The 14,525-nt window shown below is 66.0% G+C and carries 16 protein-coding genes; 3 read left to right on the top strand and 13 right to left on the bottom strand.

Annotated elements, in window-relative coordinates:
• Nucleotides 1–6: 6 nt before the first annotated feature.
• From CUJ89_RS38660 to CUJ89_RS27455, 7 genes are all read right to left on the bottom strand, one after another.
• Complete coding sequence (locus tag CUJ89_RS38660; protein ID WP_047901343.1) at nt 7–126, bottom strand: hypothetical protein; 120 nt, start codon at nt 124–126, stop codon at nt 7–9.
• A gap of 106 nt (nt 127–232) precedes the next feature.
• On the bottom strand, nt 233–1,300 hold the full coding sequence (gene leuB / locus CUJ89_RS27430) for a 3-isopropylmalate dehydrogenase (RefSeq protein ID WP_114180464.1): 1,068 nt from the start codon (nt 1,298–1,300) through the stop codon (nt 233–235).
• Nucleotides 1,301–1,376: 76 nt separating this feature from the next.
• Complete coding sequence (gene leuD / locus CUJ89_RS27435; RefSeq protein WP_114180465.1) at nt 1,377–2,027, bottom strand: 3-isopropylmalate dehydratase small subunit; 651 nt, start codon at nt 2,025–2,027, stop codon at nt 1,377–1,379.
• A gap of 68 nt (nt 2,028–2,095) precedes the next feature.
• Nucleotides 2,096–2,242 (bottom strand): entericidin A/B family lipoprotein, encoded by a 147-nt coding sequence (locus tag CUJ89_RS27440; RefSeq protein WP_114180466.1) that lies wholly within the window; start codon nt 2,240–2,242, stop codon nt 2,096–2,098.
• A gap of 3 nt (nt 2,243–2,245) precedes the next feature.
• Nucleotides 2,246–3,655 carry a 3-isopropylmalate dehydratase large subunit gene (leuC, locus tag CUJ89_RS27445; protein ID WP_114180467.1) on the bottom strand — a complete coding sequence of 470 codons (1,410 nt, stop codon included), beginning with the start codon at nt 3,653–3,655 and terminating at the stop codon, nt 2,246–2,248.
• A 166-nt stretch (nt 3,656–3,821) separates the two neighbouring features.
• Nucleotides 3,822–4,565, bottom strand: coding sequence for a Tat pathway signal protein (locus CUJ89_RS27450; RefSeq protein WP_114181590.1), 744 nt, complete (start codon nt 4,563–4,565; stop codon nt 3,822–3,824).
• A 32-nt stretch (nt 4,566–4,597) separates the two neighbouring features.
• Nucleotides 4,598–5,419, bottom strand: a complete 822-nt coding sequence (locus CUJ89_RS27455; RefSeq protein ID WP_114181591.1) for a hypothetical protein — start codon at nt 5,417–5,419, stop codon at nt 4,598–4,600.
• 388 nt (nt 5,420–5,807) lie between these two features.
• Here CUJ89_RS27455 and CUJ89_RS27460 point away from each other — a divergent pair, with 388 nt between their 5' ends.
• The gene (locus CUJ89_RS27460; RefSeq protein WP_114180468.1) at nt 5,808–6,131 is read left to right on the top strand and encodes a cupin domain-containing protein; all 324 of its coding nucleotides are present in this window, start codon (nt 5,808–5,810) and stop codon (nt 6,129–6,131) included.
• Between the two features lie 114 nt (nt 6,132–6,245).
• Nucleotides 6,246–6,971: a glutathione S-transferase gene (locus tag CUJ89_RS27465; protein WP_114180469.1), complete on the top strand. Its 726-nt coding sequence runs from the start codon at nt 6,246–6,248 to the stop codon at nt 6,969–6,971.
• Between the two features lie 168 nt (nt 6,972–7,139).
• On the opposite strand, the gene CUJ89_RS27470 is transcribed toward CUJ89_RS27465, so the two are convergent.
• The 5 genes from CUJ89_RS27470 to CUJ89_RS27490 form a co-directional block, all read right to left on the bottom strand.
• Nucleotides 7,140–8,672: an amino acid permease gene (locus CUJ89_RS27470; RefSeq protein WP_114180470.1), complete on the bottom strand. Its 1,533-nt coding sequence runs from the start codon at nt 8,670–8,672 to the stop codon at nt 7,140–7,142.
• A gap of 102 nt (nt 8,673–8,774) precedes the next feature.
• Nucleotides 8,775–9,239 carry an Lrp/AsnC family transcriptional regulator gene (locus CUJ89_RS27475; RefSeq protein WP_114180471.1) on the bottom strand — a complete coding sequence of 155 codons (465 nt, stop codon included), beginning with the start codon at nt 9,237–9,239 and terminating at the stop codon, nt 8,775–8,777.
• A gap of 98 nt (nt 9,240–9,337) precedes the next feature.
• Entirely contained in the window at nt 9,338–10,096 is a 759-nt protein-coding gene (locus CUJ89_RS27480) for a dimethylarginine dimethylaminohydrolase family protein (protein ID WP_114181592.1), read from the bottom strand.
• A 209-nt stretch (nt 10,097–10,305) separates the two neighbouring features.
• Nucleotides 10,306–11,556, bottom strand: a complete 1,251-nt coding sequence (locus CUJ89_RS27485) for a DUF1479 domain-containing protein (protein WP_114180472.1) — start codon at nt 11,554–11,556, stop codon at nt 10,306–10,308.
• A 110-nt stretch (nt 11,557–11,666) separates the two neighbouring features.
• A complete protein-coding gene (locus CUJ89_RS27490) occupies nt 11,667–12,056 on the bottom strand; it encodes a VOC family protein (protein ID WP_114180473.1) in 390 nt (129 codons plus the stop codon).
• Between the two features lie 71 nt (nt 12,057–12,127).
• Here CUJ89_RS27490 and CUJ89_RS27495 point away from each other — a divergent pair, with 71 nt between their 5' ends.
• The gene (locus CUJ89_RS27495) at nt 12,128–13,093 is read left to right on the top strand and encodes a helix-turn-helix domain-containing protein (RefSeq protein ID WP_114181593.1); all 966 of its coding nucleotides are present in this window, start codon (nt 12,128–12,130) and stop codon (nt 13,091–13,093) included.
• Between the two features lie 93 nt (nt 13,094–13,186).
• On the opposite strand, the gene gltA is transcribed toward CUJ89_RS27495, so the two are convergent.
• Nucleotides 13,187–14,488: a citrate synthase gene (gene gltA / locus CUJ89_RS27500; protein WP_114180474.1), complete on the bottom strand. Its 1,302-nt coding sequence runs from the start codon at nt 14,486–14,488 to the stop codon at nt 13,187–13,189.
• Nucleotides 14,489–14,525: the final 37 nt, after the last annotated feature.

Consider the following 14,525-nt stretch of genomic DNA (forward strand, 5'->3'; position numbering starts at 1 on the left):
GGACGATCAGCGTTTAATGATCGTTTTCGTGGTAATGGTTTTCGTGATGACGATGGCGCGCGCACCCGCACGGGCAATGTTGCCGTGGAGTTTCAGGACCGGGGAGATCAGGGAAATCAGCGCCATCATTCGAGTCTACACAAAGCCGGTTGCCCGCACAACGGCCAACCGCGCGCGAACCGGCCGATTTTACGGCCCGTTCGCGCCCTTTCTACGTTATTGCCGCATTGCCTTACAGCGCCGCGACCACTGCGTCGCCCATCGCCGCCGTGCCGACCTGCTTGCCGCCCGGCGTCGCGATGTCGCCCGTGCGGTAGCCCTGTTCGAGCACCGTTTTCACTGCGCGCTCGATGCGATCGGCCTGCTCCGCGCGATTCAGCGAATAGCGCAGCATCATCGCGGCCGACAGGATCGTCGCGAGCGGGTTTGCGATGCCCTTGCCCGCGATGTCCGGCGCCGAACCGTGCGACGGCTCGTACAGGCCCTTGTTGTTCTTGTCGAGCGACGCCGACGGCAGCATGCCGATCGAACCCGTCAGCATCGACGCTTCATCCGACAGGATGTCGCCGAACATGTTGCCGGTGACGATCACGTCGAACTGCTTCGGCGCCTTCGCGAGCTGCATCGCCGCGTTGTCGACGTACATGTGCGACAGCTCGACGTCCGCGTATTCCTTCGACACGTCGATCATGATGTCGCGCCAGAACTGCGACGTCTCGAGCACGTTTGCCTTGTCGACCGACAGCAGCTTCTTCGCACGCTTGCGTGCCGCCTGGAACGCGACGTGCGCGATGCGGCGCACTTCCGGTTCCGAGTAGCGCATCGTGTCGAAGCCTTCGCGCTCGCCGGCGAACGGGCCATCCGGCGCGGCGCGCACACCGCGCGGCTGGCCGAAGTAGATGTCGCCGTTCAATTCGCGCACGATCAGGATGTCGAGGCCCGCGACGAGCTCGGCTTTAAGCGGCGACGCATCGACGAGCTGCGGATAGCAGATCGCCGGGCGGAAGTTCGCGAACAGCTCGAGATGCTTGCGCAAGCCGAGGATCGCCTGCTCGGGGCGCAGCGCGCGCTCGAGCGAATCGTACTTCCAGTCGCCGACAGCGCCGAACAGGATTGCATCGGCTTCCTTCGCGAGCTTCAGCGTCGCGTCGGGCAGCGGATGACCGCTCGCCTCGTAGCCCGCGCCGCCGACCGGCGCCTGTTCGAGTTCGAACTTCTCGTCGAGTGCGTTCAGCACCTTCACCGCTTCATTGACGATTTCCGGACCGATGCCGTCGCCGGGCAGCACTGCAATCTTCATGCGTAATTCCTGACTGGGTAGGTTATGGAGGCAGGCCGGCGAACGCGCCGAAAGCGCGCCCGCCCGACAGGCGATATCAGCCGACCAGCTTGGTGTTGAGCCACGGCTGCTTCACGAGCCGCTCGGCTTCGAACTGGCGGATCTTGTCCGCGTGGCGCAGCGTGAGGCCGATGTCGTCGAAGCCGTTCAGCAGGCAGTACTTGCGGAACGCGGCGATCTCGAACGGATACTCGCGGCCGTCGCCCGTGCGCACGACCTGCGCGTCGAGATCGACCGTCAGCTGGTAGCCGTTGAACGCGACCGTCTCGTTGAACAGGTGATCGACCTGTTGCTCGGTCAGCACGATCGGCAGCAGACCGTTCTTGTAGCAGTTATTGAAGAAGATGTCCGCGAAGCTCGGCGCAATGATCGCGCGGAAGCCGTACTGCTGCAGCGCCCACGGTGCGTGCTCGCGCGAGCTGCCGCAGCCGAAGTTCTTGCGCGCGAGCAGCACCGATGCGCCCTGGTAGCGCGGCTGGTTCAGCACGAAGTCGGGATTCAGCGGACGCTTCGAGTTGTCCTGTCCCGGCTCGCCGTGATCGAGGTAACGCCATTCGTCGAATGCGTTCGGACCGAAGCCCGTGCGCTTGATCGACTTCAGGAACTGCTTCGGGATGATCGCGTCGGTGTCGACGTTCTCGCGATCGAGCGGCGCCACGACGCCGGTATGTACTGTGAATTTTTCCATGATCCGTCTATCCGGTTGGAGGGCCGGCGTTCAGCCGGCGCACATCGACAAATTCTCGGCGGGAAACATCACTCCGCGGCGCGCTTCAATGCGCTGCCGGCCGAGTTGACGTCCTGCCCGAAGCCCTGGACGGTGTTGCAGCCCGCAAGACCGAAGCCCAGCCCCGCAAGCGCCAGCGCGGCAACCAGCCGCGCAACAACCTTCGATGCCGTCACGCGTTACCCCAGCTGGCGAATGTCGACGAAGTGACCTTCGATCGCCGCGGCCGCTGCCATCGCGGGGCTCACGAGGTGCGTGCGACCGCCCGCGCCCTGCCGGCCCTCGAAGTTGCGGTTCGACGTCGACGCGCAGCGCTCGCCCGGCTCGAGCCGGTCGGCGTTCATCGCGAGGCACATCGAGCAGCCCGGCTCGCGCCATTCGAAACCGGCGTCCGTGAACACCTTGTCGAGCCCTTCGCGCTCGGCCTGCGCCTTCACGAGGCCCGAGCCCGGCACGACCATCGCGAGCCGCACGTTCGACGCAATGCGACGGTTCAGCTTCTTCACGACATACGCGGCCGCGCGAATATCTTCGATTCGCGCGTTCGTGCACGAGCCGATGAAAATCTTGTCGACCTTGATCGCTTCGATCGGCGTGTTCGGCTCGAGCGCCATGTAGGCCAGCGCGCGCTCCATCGCGTCGCGCTTGACCGGATCCTTCTCGCGCTCGGGATCGGGCACGCGACCGTCGATCGACGTGACCATTTCCGGCGACGTGCCCCACGTGACCTGCGGGACGATCTCGGCCGCATTCAACTCGACCACGCGGTCGAACTGCGCGCCTTCGTCCGACTTGAACTGGCGCCAGTACTCGACGGCCTGATCCCATTCCGCGCCGGTCGGCACGAACGGACGGCCCTTCAGGTAATCGATCGTCGTATCGTCGACGGCGACCATGCCCGCGCGCGCGCCAGCCTCGATCGCCATGTTGCAGACGGTCATGCGGCCTTCCATCGTCAGCGCGCGGATTGTCGAGCCGCCGAATTCGATTGCGTAGCCCGTGCCGCCGGCCGTGCCGATCTTGCCGATGATCGCGAGCACGATGTCCTTCGCGGTACAACCGCGCGGCAGTGCGCCCTCGACCTTCACGAGCATGTTCTTGCTCTTCTTTTGCAACAGCGTTTGCGTCGCGAGCACGTGCTCGACTTCCGACGTGCCGATGCCGTGCGCGAGCGCGCCGAACGCGCCGTGCGTCGACGTATGCGAATCGCCGCACACGATCGTCATGCCCGGCAGCGTCGCGCCCTGCTCCGGCCCGATGATGTGGACGATGCCCTGGCGCAGGTCGTTCATCTTGAACTGCGTGATGCCGAATGCATCGCAGTTCGCGTCGAGCGTGTCGACCTGCAGCTTCGAGACGGGATCGGCGATGCCGTGGCTGCGGTCCGTCGTCGGCACGTTGTGGTCCGATACGGCCAGGTTCGCGCTGATGCGCCACACCGGACGCTGCGCGATCTTCAGCCCTTCGAACGCCTGCGGGCTCGTGACTTCATGCAGCAGCTGACGGTCGATATACAGCAAAGTCGTGCCGTCGTCCTCGGTGTGGACCACGTGGGTATTCCACAGTTTGTCGTAGAGAGTCTGTGCCATGGGTATGCGGGGTCGTTGTGACTTCAAGCCTTGCGGATGCGGTCGATTATGCCACGCAGAACGCGCCGCGGCGCAGGCCGGGCGAGAAAAAACCCATTAAAAACAGTGGTTTGGCTGGTAGTGCCAATACCTGTATCGGCATTACCCGGCAAACGGAGACGGCGGCTCACCCGTTCGGATATTCGCGGGCGATCAGGTCGAGCCGCAGCATGCCTAGCTGCATGCCCGCGTTGCTCATCAGGTAGAGATCGCGGCGGCGCATCGCCGGCTGCTGAGCGGACGTGTCGTAGACGGACGGCAGCGCCAGCCCGGCCGGCACCGCCGCCTGCATCCCCGCTGCATTCGACACACGCACGGCGATCGACGCCTGATCCCGATGGGTGACGACCCCGACCTTGCCGAGCGCCGCGGCCGAGCCGGCCTGCCGGACGATCGCTGAGGCGACGCCGTCGGGCGTCGGTATCGGGCTGCCGGCGATCGCGGCAGGCGTCGCGATCGACGTCACGCCGGCCGTCAGCCCGTATTTCGACGCGAGCACGCTCGCGACTTCCTGCTGCGCGAAGATCGGCGCCGCGACCTTCTGCCGAAGCTGGAACACGGCGTCGGCAATCGCCTCGTTCACGGGGCCCGGCACCGGTGCGGCGCGACTGCCGAAGCTGAACGCGGCAATCGTGTGGACGCCGGCAGCCTCGACGGTCGGCGGCGTCCACGAGAAAAACGTATCGAACAGGTAACCGGTCTCGTCGGCGGCAGCCGCGCGGTCGTTCAGCTCGTTCATCAGCTTGCCGAGCATCTGACGCTGCAGTTCCGCATCGGAAACGGGGGCATCGCTCGCAAAAGCGGGCGCAGCGGCGGCGCACGACGCGGCAAGTACCGAAGTGGAAGTCAGGAAATGGCGGCGGGTCTTCATGGTCATGGGATTCGAGTGGGGAGCGGAAGGCGTCAGCCCTTCGGGAACGCCTGCATCGTCGCGGCCATCGCGCGGCCGAGCATCTGCGCATACATGTCGTGCACGAGATACAGGCTGCGGTTGCGCGTCCACGGCTGGCCCGATTGCGGGTCGTACATCGTCGGGAGCGGCACCTCGGCGACGGCAGCCGCCTTCATGCCCGCCTGCTGCGAGGTCTGGATGCAGCGCTTCGCATGGTCGCGATGGCCGACCACCGCGACGGTGCCCATTGCGGCCGCGCCGCCCGCGCGCGACACGGCCACGGCCGCGACGCCTGCCGTGCTCAGGTACACGATCGAGCCGTCGCTCGCGATCACCGGTTCGATCGACGACAACACGTCGGTGCCCATCCCGTATTTCGACACGAGAAAGCGCGCGATTTCCCACTGCGCGTAGACCTTGACGGGCTTCAACTGGCGAATGCGGTACACGGCATCCGCGAGCGCCTCGTTGACGGGCCCCGGATCGGGCAGCGCGGACTGGTTGCCGCCCGTGCTCGACGTGTTGCCGCTCGCCGCGTTCGGACGATTGCCGAAGCTGTACGCGACGATCGCGCCGACCTGAGCGGCCGGCGCCGTCGGCAGGTCCCAGGTGAAGCCGACATCGGTCAACACCGGCACGATCGCATTGACCGTCGCCGCATCGCCGAGCTGTGCATTCAGCTTCGCGGACATCTGTGCGGCAAGCGCCGCATCGGTGATCGGCGCCGACGTGATGTCGTCGCCGCCGCATGCGCTCAGCAGCGGTGCCGCCGCAAAGGCAGGCGCGGCGGCAAGAAATTTTCTGCGTGAAGAAGTCGACGGAATCAGATTCATCAGAAATACGAATTGATGCGATGCGAACAACGCCGGCAGCGGATCGCAGCGTCGCAAATCGCGGGTTCACGGGAAATGGCAATCGGGCGAGTCGCGCGATTGGGCGGCCGACGGCAGAGTCGACATGCGAATCTGTCGATTGACGATGCCGGATCGTAGTGGGCGTTTATTAAATTGCAGTGAACCTGTCGATCAAACGCGGGCGATCGTCACGCCGTTTCACCGATGGACGAATACGTTTCATCCATGGCGGGCGCACGCAGCCACCGTTTCATCGGTGGCGAGCATGTGATTCGCGCACATCGTCGCGCGCTGAACGTCGATCTCCGGATTTCGCGATACGATGGCGCAACCCACGTTCCCACGACCGGACCCGGAGCACACGACGATGAAGCTCGGCCTGAACGAATCGCTCGCGCGCCTCGATGAAGAAGGCACGCTGTTCACGACGCTGTTTCGCCACGGCACGCTCGACGTCGAGCTGTACCGGCCGCGCATCGAGGACCAGCAGACGCCGCATACCCGCGACGAGGTCTACGTGATCGCCACCGGCACGTCGCGCTTCGTCGTCGACGGACGCGAGTGCGACGTCGCGGCCGGCGACGCGCTGTTCGTCCCCGCGCACGCGGAGCATCGCTTCGTCGGCTTCTCCAGCGACTTCTCGACATGGGTGTTCTTCTACGGCCCGGAAGGCGGTGAACGCGATGCGTGATGCACGCAGCACTTTTCGCAAGATCTTCTAGACTGTCTATTCGCAACCGGCGACGCACGGCCGCCCGGTCGTCACGAAGCCGGCCGCATCCGGTTCAGCGGACAGGAGAACAACATGCGATATGAACTCTATTACTGGCCCGAGATCCAGGGCCGCGGCGAATACGTTCGGCTCGCGCTCGAGGCAGCCGAAGCCGACTATGTCGACGTCGCGCGCGAATCGGGGCGCGGGATGGGTGTGTCGGCGATGATGCGCATGATGGACAGCACGAAGGCGGAATGCGTGCCGTTCGCGCCGCCGTTCCTGAAAGCCGGCGATCTCGTCGTCGGGCAAACCGCGAACATCCTGCTGTTTCTCGGTGCGCGGCTCGGGCTCGCGCCCGACGACGAAGCCGGCCGGCTGTGGGTGCACCAGATCCAGCTGACCGTCGCCGATTTCATCACCGAGATCCACGACACGCATCATCCGATCGGAAGCGGCCTGTACTACGAGGACCAGAAAGCGGAAGCCGCCGAGCGCGCGGCCGATTTCCTCGACAATCGGCTGCCGAAATTCCTCGGCTATTTCGATCGCGTGCTCGAACAGAATTCGCACAAGAGCGGCTATATGGCGGGCAGCGCGCTCAGTTACGCGGACCTGTCGATGTTCCAGCTGATCGAGGGCTTGCGCTATGCATTTCCGAAGGCGATGAAGCGCGCGGAGCGGCAGGTCGCGGCACTCGTCGGCCTGCACGACCGCGTCGCGCAACATCCGCCCGTCGCACGCTATCTCGAGTCCGAACGCCGCATCCCGTTCAACGACATGGGGATCTTCCGGCACTATCCGGAGCTGGACAAGTAACGCGGGCAAGGTCCGCGCCTCTCGTCACGATCGCGAAGAACGCCGCGATCGCCCACGGCAGCATCAGCGCTGCCGGTATTATTGCGCACGTGGCCGCACCGGCAGTTGCATCGATGCCGGCCGCGCGTTGCAGCCGGCTCCCGTTGCCGCGTATTCGCGGGCGAGCGATCAGTGCGGCTGCCCGTGCTGCGCGGCCGCCGCGTCGACGGCCTCGACCGAGCGCGTCAGCCACGGCCCGATCTCCATCTCCTCGTAGCGCACCAACCGGCTTTTGCGCGCGCGGCGATACGCCCACCAGATCGCGACGAACAGCGGAATCCACACATAGATCGACAGCACCTCCATCCAGTCGACGCGGGCTGCGAAGAACGCCTGGTAATCCTGCCCGAGCGAGATCACGATGCAGATCGCGATCGCGAACAACGGCCCGAACGGGAACCACTTCGCGCGATACGGCAGTTGATCGAGCCGGTAGCCTTGCTTCAGGAACCCCTTGCGGAACCGGTAATGGCAGACCGCGATGCCGAGCCATGCGATGAAGCCTGTGATGCCGACCGTATTCAGCAACCACAGATAGATGCCCTGATTGTTGGTCAGCGACGTGAGGAAGCACAGCCCGCCGACGGCCATCGTCGCGTACAGCGCGTTGCGCGGCACGCCGCCCGGCGACAGCGTCGCGAACATCGCCGGCGCGCGCCCTTCCGATGCGAGGTTGTACAGCATCCGCGTCGCCGCGTAGGTGCCGGAATTGCCGGCCGACAGCACGGCCGTCAGGATCACGAGATTCATCGCGCCGGCGGCAAGCGGGAAGCCCGCGTGGCTGAACACCAGCGTGAACGGGCTCACGCCGATGTCGGTCACGTCGCTCTTCAGCAGGTTCGGGTCCGTGTACGGCACGAGCAGGCCGATCACGAAGATCGCGAACACATAGAACAGCATGATCCGCCAGAAAATCTGCTTCACCGCGCGCGGGATCGTCTTGCGCGGATTCTCCGATTCGCCGGCCGTGATCCCGACCAGCTCGGTGCCGAGAAACGAGAATCCCGCGATCAGCGCGACGCTCAGCATCGCGTGCACGCCGCCGACGAACGGCGCATCGCCCGTCGTGAAGTTGTGCCAGCCGACCGGATTCCCGCTACCGAGCATACCGGCCGCGATCAACAGCCCGGCCGCGATGAACGCGATCACGGTGACGACCTTGATCAGCGAGAACCAGTACTCCGATTCGCCGAAGCCGCGCACCGACAGCGTATTCAGCAGGAAGATCAGCACGAGGAAGCCCGCGCCCCACCACACGCCCGGCACGGCGGGAAACCAGTAGCGCATCACGATCTGCGCGGCGACCAGCTCGATCGCGATCGTCACGGCCCAGCTATACCAGTAGGTCCAGCCGAGCGCGACGCCGAAGCCTTCGTCGACGTACTTCTCGCCGTAGATCGCGAACGAGCCCGACACGGGCATCAGCGCCGCCATCTCGCCCAGCCCCGTGACGACGAAGTAGACCATGATCCCGATCGCGAGATACGCGGCGATCGCACCGCCCGGCCCCGCCTGCGCGACCGACGCGCCCGACGCGACGAACAGCCCCGTGCCGATCGAACCGCCGATCGCGATCATCGCGATGTGGCGGCCCTGCAGACGGCGCTTCAGCGTCGTCCCGGACGGTGCGGCCGTCTCCGCTGCCGCTTGCAAAGCATCCATAGTGTTCACCTTGATTGGATTCTGGTTCGTCTGATTTGATTCGGAATGCAAATCGTTCGACCTGGTCATTCGCATCGAAACCGGGCCTTCCCGGCCCGCGCGTCAAACGACGCTGCGCTTGATCGCCTGCAGTTCAGCCGTCGTCACGATCTTTTCGATCCGGAACCGCGGGCTTTCCAGCCACACGTTCGCGATCCGCCGGTACTCGTCGAGATCCTCGCACGCGAGCCGCACGAGAAAATCGAACGTGCCGCTGACGAGCCAGCAATCGAGCACGGCCGGATTCGCCCGCATCTCGTCCTCGAACGGCGCCTGCGAACGCCCGTGGTCGGCCAGCACGATCTGCGCGATCACGACGATCGGCTTGGTCGCGCGCGGCGCCTTGATCACCGCACGGTAGCCTTCGATGACGCCGAGCGCCTCGAGCCGCTCCACGCGCGCCTGGCAGGGCCGCGGCGTGAGGTTCACGAGCTCCGACAGCTTCCGGTATGAAATCCGGGCGTCGGTGCGCAGGATGTCGAGGATCCGGAGATCGATCTTGTCGAGCTGCATCTTCTTGTCGGTCATCCGCGTTCGCTCCGGTCGGGTCGTGGCTGGTGCGCGGAACGTCTCCTTTTCCGCGCGGGGGCCACATTATCCGGCCGAAGCGGCCGCGCGCCAATCGGCTAGAACCGCAGCGACAGGCAGGTCAGGCCGCCGTCCATCTTGCGGAATTCGCTCGTGTCGATCACGTGCAGCGGCAGCCCGAGCGACGCGATCGCATCGTGCACGCGCGGATAGCCGGCCGGCGTGATCAGCGTGCCGTTCACGCGCAGCGTGTTGCCCGCGTATTCGTCGGCGGCCGAGATCGCGATCCGGCGATAGTCGGCGAACGCGGGATGCGCGGCCAGCGCTTCGGTCACGAGCAGCGTGTCGTCGCCGAGCGCGTTGACGACCGACTTCAGGTGCAGGCCGGCGCCCACCGGCACCGCGACGACCGAATAGCCGTAGCGCGACACGAGCGATTCGAATGCGGCGATGCCTTCCGCGTCGGTGCGGCCCGTCAGGCCGATGTAGAAGCGCTTGCCGACCAGCATCACGTCGCCGCCGTCGAGACGCCCTTCCTGCATCGGCAGCAGGTCACGATGCGCGGCGAGCGCCGCTTCGATGTGCGCCGTCTCGCCGCGCCGAGCGGGCGCGCCGGGGCGCGTGATCACCGCGAATTCCGGCGTCACGACGGCGACGTCCTCGACGAAGTGCGAATCGGGAAACGCGTCCAGCGGCGGCAGTTCGGTCAGTTCGACGCCGAGCGTGCGCAGCGCGTCGCAATACGCGTGGAACTGCGTGAGCGTCTTGTCGTGGTCGGGTGCGCCGAGTTCGGCAGTGGTCAGGCCTGCGCCACAGGACGGCGCGGGACGGCGAACGATCGCTTGCGTGAATTGCATCGACTTCTCCATGGTCATCGCCACACCCGTGCGGCGCACGGGGCAGCTGCGTTGTGTCCGGACCATTATCGGAAGCCAAATTGTGCAATTCGTGTCGATTTCGGCTGCGCCGACAGCCGATTGCGTCGAATTGCGCGCAGCAGGCAGCGGATTCGGCAGACGGCCGTTCGCCGCATCGCGAACGGCCGCTTTCGCGCGCGGCGCGCACGTCACACGCCGGACCCGAACCCCATCTGCGAGCGGCCGAGCGCCGTGAGATCGCCTTCCCCGCCACGCCCGTCGAATTCGACCTCGAAATGATCGGCCGGGAAATCGGGCGGGCTCTCGCCGCGCGCGAACGCGGGCAACTGGCGCCGCAGGTACGCGTCGTTCTTCGCGCAACCCGGCGCGGCCGCGATGTACATCACGTTGCTGTCGCCGCTGCCGCGATGCGCATCCTCGACCGCATGCACGACGTCGCCGTGCCAGAACACCGCGTCGCCCGGCTCCATGTGCGGGATCGGCACCAGCGCGTCGAGCAGCAGCGCGTGCCATTCGGGCCGGATCGACAGCGCACGGCCCGGACGCGCGCCGCACAGGTCGTCGTCGGCGACATCGTCCTGCAGCGCGCGAAGCACGACATAGGCCATCGCGTTCGCCACCGGGATCAGTTGCAGCGTGCCGTCGCCGGCCCCCTGCGGCGTCAGCGCGGTCCAGCCCTGGAACGTGCGGAACATCGAACACACGGCCGGCGACGGAATTTCCTCGACGTCGGGACGGAACGCGGCATCGAACGGGTTGTAATCGCGCCAGCGGCCGGCCAGCACGTGACGGTAGACCTGGCGGAAGTTCGCGCCGAGCCAGCGCTCGACGGAGCCGCCGTCGACGTGCGGCGACAGCCCGAGCGACGTCGAACCCGGCGGCCGCCGGCGAATCCGGTCCGCGTAAGCGGGCACCTGGTCGGGATCGAAATGCGTACGTGTGCCGTCCGCATGCCGCCACAGGCGGTTCAGGAACACGCGCGCCTGCGTGAGTGCAGGCGACTGGCGCGCGGCCACCTGCGGCTTCGACCAGTAAACACCGTAAATCTGCGGCTTGCCCGACGCAAGGTTGCCGAAATAGCTGTCCTCGGCGCGCGCCTGCAGCCGGTCGGCGAAGCGGTTCGACTCCAGATATGCGCCGATCTCGTCGTTCCAGTCGCGCGCCTGCCGCGCGTCGAATACGCCGCGAATCACGACCGCGCCATGCGTGCGGATCGCGGCAATTGCGTGCAGATCGACCGTCCCGCCTGCGATATCCGCGAACGGCACCACCGGAATCACGTCGCGGCCATGCGCGTGCGTGCGCCGGATCGCGTCGACCTGCCGCGCGATGTCGCCCTCCAGCTCGCGGAACGTGGCCGCGTAACCGGGCAGGCCGGCGCGCAGCGCCCTTTTCGCCGCGCGGATCGCGGCGGGCAAATCGTCTATCGTCAGTTGCATCGTGGTCTCCTCGCTGAAGCGTGTCGTGATGTGCTGTCAGCATACGGCCGGCGCACGGCCGCCATCACCTCGATCCGGCCAACTATCGATACAATCCTGACAAACGTGCGTTACCCGGGATGATGGCAGACCACGCAGAGCTTGTTGCCGTCCGGGTCGCGGAAATAGGCGCCGTAGTAGTCGCGGTGGTAGTGCGGCCGCAGTCCCGGCGGCCCTTCGCAGGCGCCGCCGCGCCGCAGCGCGAGCGCGTGGCAGCGATCGACGTGCGCGCGTGTCGGCGCAGCGAACGCGATCGTGTGGCCATTGCCCGGTTCGGGCGCGCGGCCGTCGAGCGGCTGGCCGAAGAAGAACAGCGGCCGGTCGGCGTCGGCCGGCATCCAGCCCGACCAGCCGTCCGGCTCGCGGAACTTCAGGCGCAGCCCGAGTTCCGCGAAAAGCGGCGCGTAGAAATCGTAGGCGCGCGCGGTGTCGCTGACGCCCACGCAAACATGTGAAAACATGGCATCGCTCCGTTGTGACGATCGCTCACGATCATGCCACGGCGCGGCGCCTGCCCTCGCCGGAGGCCGCGATGAAACCGCAGTACGAGCACGTGACGTTCGCCCCCGGCTGTTCGATCCGCGTGTATCACCGCCAGCTCGCACGCATCCCGTTCGAATGGCATCGCCATCCCGAATACGAACTGACGCTGACGCTCAACAGCCGCGGCCAGCGCTTCATCGGCGATCACGTCGCGCGCTACGCGGACGACGATCTGGTGCTCGTGCCGCCCAACCTGCCGCATACCTGGTCGTCGAACGCGCGCATCGATCGCGATGCGCCCGAAGTCGCGCTCGTCGTCTGGTTCGATGGCGACTGGGTGCGGCGGCTTGCCGACTGTTGCCCCGAATACGCGCCGCTGCGCTCGCTGCTGCGGCGCGCGGCGCCCGGCCTGCGCTTCGACGCGGACGCGGCCCGCGCGATGCGCGCACGGCTGCCGCAGTTGCTCGATCCGTCGCCGCGCGCGCGGCTCGCGGCCGCACTCGACACGCTCGCCGACCTCGCGGAAGCCGGCGGCGAGCCGCTCGCCACCGCGCATGCGTACGACCGGCCCGGCGGCACGATACCGCCCGCCGACGCTCCCGCGCCCGAAGCCGAGCGCCTTGATCGCGTGCTCGACGCGATCGACCGGCACTTCCACGAACCGCTGCGCATCGATGCACTCGCCGCTGCCGCGCACATGTCCGAACGCACGCTGCAGCGCCTGTTCGTCCGGCATCTCGGCGAAAGCGTCGGCCGCTACGTGCAGCGGCTGCGGCTCGCGCACGCGTGCCGTCATCTCGTCGGCACCGACTGGCCGATCGCGACGGTGGCCGCGCGCTGCGGCATTCCGAATGCCGCGAACTTCAACCGCCAGTTCCTTGCCGCGCGCGGGATGACGCCGGGCGCGTATCGCCAGTTCTTCCTGCAGCACGGCCACGCACCCGACGACGACGCGCCGGCGCTCGACATGCGGCCGCCGTCGCTGGAGCGCCGCGCCGATCCGGCGCGCAAATGAAAACACCCCGGCGGGATGACCCGTCGGGGTGTCGTGACGATGCGAGCCGCTCGACGCAAACGGCCCGTCAAGGCCGTTCGCGCCGCGCACGACTTAACGTGCGTTGATCGGCTTCGCTTCGCGCGGGGCATCGCCGATGAACAGCTGGCGCGGACGGCCGATCTTCTGCTCGGGATCGGCAATCATTTCGTTCCACTGTGCGATCCAGCCGACCGTACGTGCCATCGCGAAGATACACGTGAACATCGACGTCGGGATGCCCAGCGCGCGCTGGACGATGCCCGAGTAGAAGTCGACGTTCGGGTACAGCTTGCGCGACACGAAGTATTCGTCTTCCAGCGCGATCTTTTCAAGCTGCATCGCGAGCTTGAACAGCGGGTCGTCGTGCAGGCCCAGTTCGGTCAGCACTTCGTAGCACGTCTCGCGCATCAGCTTCGCGCGCGGGTCGTAGTTCTTGTACACGCGGTGGCCGAAGCCCATCAGCTTCACGCCCGAATTCTTGTCCTTCACCTGCTTGATGAATTCGGGGATGTTGTCCGGCGAACCGATCTGCTCGAGCATGTTCAGCGCGGCTTCGTTCGCACCACCGTGCGCCGGGCCCCACAGACACGCGATACCGGCGGCGATACATGCGAACGGGTTCGCGCCCGACGAACCGGCCAGGCGGACCGTCGACGTCGATGCGTTCTGCTCGTGATCGGCGTGCAGGATCAGGATACGGTCGAGCGCGCGAACCAGCACGTCGTTGACCTTGTACTCTTCGCACGGGTTCGAGAACATCATGTGCATGAAGTTCGCGCTGTACGACAGTTCGTTCTTCGGATAGACGAACGGCTGGCCGATGCTGAACTTGTACGCCATCGCGACGAGCGTCGGCAGCTTCGCGATCATGCGGATCGCCGACACTTCGCGGTGACGCGGGTCGTTGATGTCGAGCGAGTCGTGATAGAACGCCGACAGCGCGCCGACGGCCGCCACCAGCACCGCCATCGGGTGCGCGTCGCGGCGGAAGCCACGGAAGAAGAAGTGCATCTGCTCGTGCACCATCGTGTGCTTCGTGACGGTGTCGACAAATTCCTTCTTCTGCGCGGCGTTCGGCAGCTCGCCCTTCAGCAGCAGGTAGCAGCTTTCGAGGAAGTCCGCGTTTTGCGCGAGGTTGTCAATCGGGTAGCCGCGGTACAGCAGCTCGCCCTTGTCGCCGTCGATGTACGTAATCGCCGAATTACAAGCTGCCGTCGACATGAAGCCCGGGTCGTACGTGAACTTGCCGGTCTGGCCGTACAGCTTGCGGATGTCGATCACGTCCGGGCCCATGGTGCCCTTGTAGATCGGCATTTCGACGCTCGGCGAGTTGTCGCTGAACGATAGCGTGGCTTTAACATCAGACGGAGTCATGGCACATCCTCAATCGAAATAAAGAAACGGGATTCGA

This window comes from Burkholderia pyrrocinia (assembly GCF_003330765.1).
GTDB classification, from domain to species: Bacteria; Pseudomonadota; Gammaproteobacteria; order Burkholderiales; family Burkholderiaceae; genus Burkholderia; species Burkholderia pyrrocinia_B.

What these genes read in the sequence shown, in the direction of transcription:
- CUJ89_RS27470 (WP_114180470.1), bottom strand. Translation starts at nt 8,672, where the DNA reads ATGGATGCTTTGCAAGCGGCAGCGGAGACGGCCGCACCGTCCGGGACG.
- CUJ89_RS38660 (WP_047901343.1), bottom strand. Translation starts at nt 126, where the DNA reads ATGGCGCTGATTTCCCTGATCTCCCCGGTCCTGAAACTCCACGGCAAC.
- CUJ89_RS27495 (WP_114181593.1), top strand. Translation starts at nt 12,128, where the DNA reads ATGAAACCGCAGTACGAGCACGTGACGTTCGCCCCCGGCTGTTCGATC.
- CUJ89_RS27475 (WP_114180471.1), bottom strand. Translation starts at nt 9,239, where the DNA reads ATGACCGACAAGAAGATGCAGCTCGACAAGATCGATCTCCGGATCCTC.
- CUJ89_RS27480 (WP_114181592.1), bottom strand. Translation starts at nt 10,096, where the DNA reads ATGCAATTCACGCAAGCGATCGTTCGCCGTCCCGCGCCGTCCTGTGGC.
- CUJ89_RS27450 (WP_114181590.1), bottom strand. Translation starts at nt 4,565, where the DNA reads ATGAAGACCCGCCGCCATTTCCTGACTTCCACTTCGGTACTTGCCGCG.
- CUJ89_RS27465 (WP_114180469.1), top strand. Translation starts at nt 6,246, where the DNA reads ATGCGATATGAACTCTATTACTGGCCCGAGATCCAGGGCCGCGGCGAA.
- leuB (WP_114180464.1), bottom strand. Translation starts at nt 1,300, where the DNA reads ATGAAGATTGCAGTGCTGCCCGGCGACGGCATCGGTCCGGAAATCGTC.
- CUJ89_RS27455 (WP_114181591.1), bottom strand. Translation starts at nt 5,419, where the DNA reads ATGAATCTGATTCCGTCGACTTCTTCACGCAGAAAATTTCTTGCCGCC.
- CUJ89_RS27485 (WP_114180472.1), bottom strand. Translation starts at nt 11,556, where the DNA reads ATGCAACTGACGATAGACGATTTGCCCGCCGCGATCCGCGCGGCGAAA.
- CUJ89_RS27490 (WP_114180473.1), bottom strand. Translation starts at nt 12,056, where the DNA reads ATGTTTTCACATGTTTGCGTGGGCGTCAGCGACACCGCGCGCGCCTAC.
- gltA (WP_114180474.1), bottom strand. Translation starts at nt 14,488, where the DNA reads ATGACTCCGTCTGATGTTAAAGCCACGCTATCGTTCAGCGACAACTCG.
- leuC (WP_114180467.1), bottom strand. Translation starts at nt 3,655, where the DNA reads ATGGCACAGACTCTCTACGACAAACTGTGGAATACCCACGTGGTCCAC.
- leuD (WP_114180465.1), bottom strand. Translation starts at nt 2,027, where the DNA reads ATGGAAAAATTCACAGTACATACCGGCGTCGTGGCGCCGCTCGATCGC.
- CUJ89_RS27460 (WP_114180468.1), top strand. Translation starts at nt 5,808, where the DNA reads ATGAAGCTCGGCCTGAACGAATCGCTCGCGCGCCTCGATGAAGAAGGC.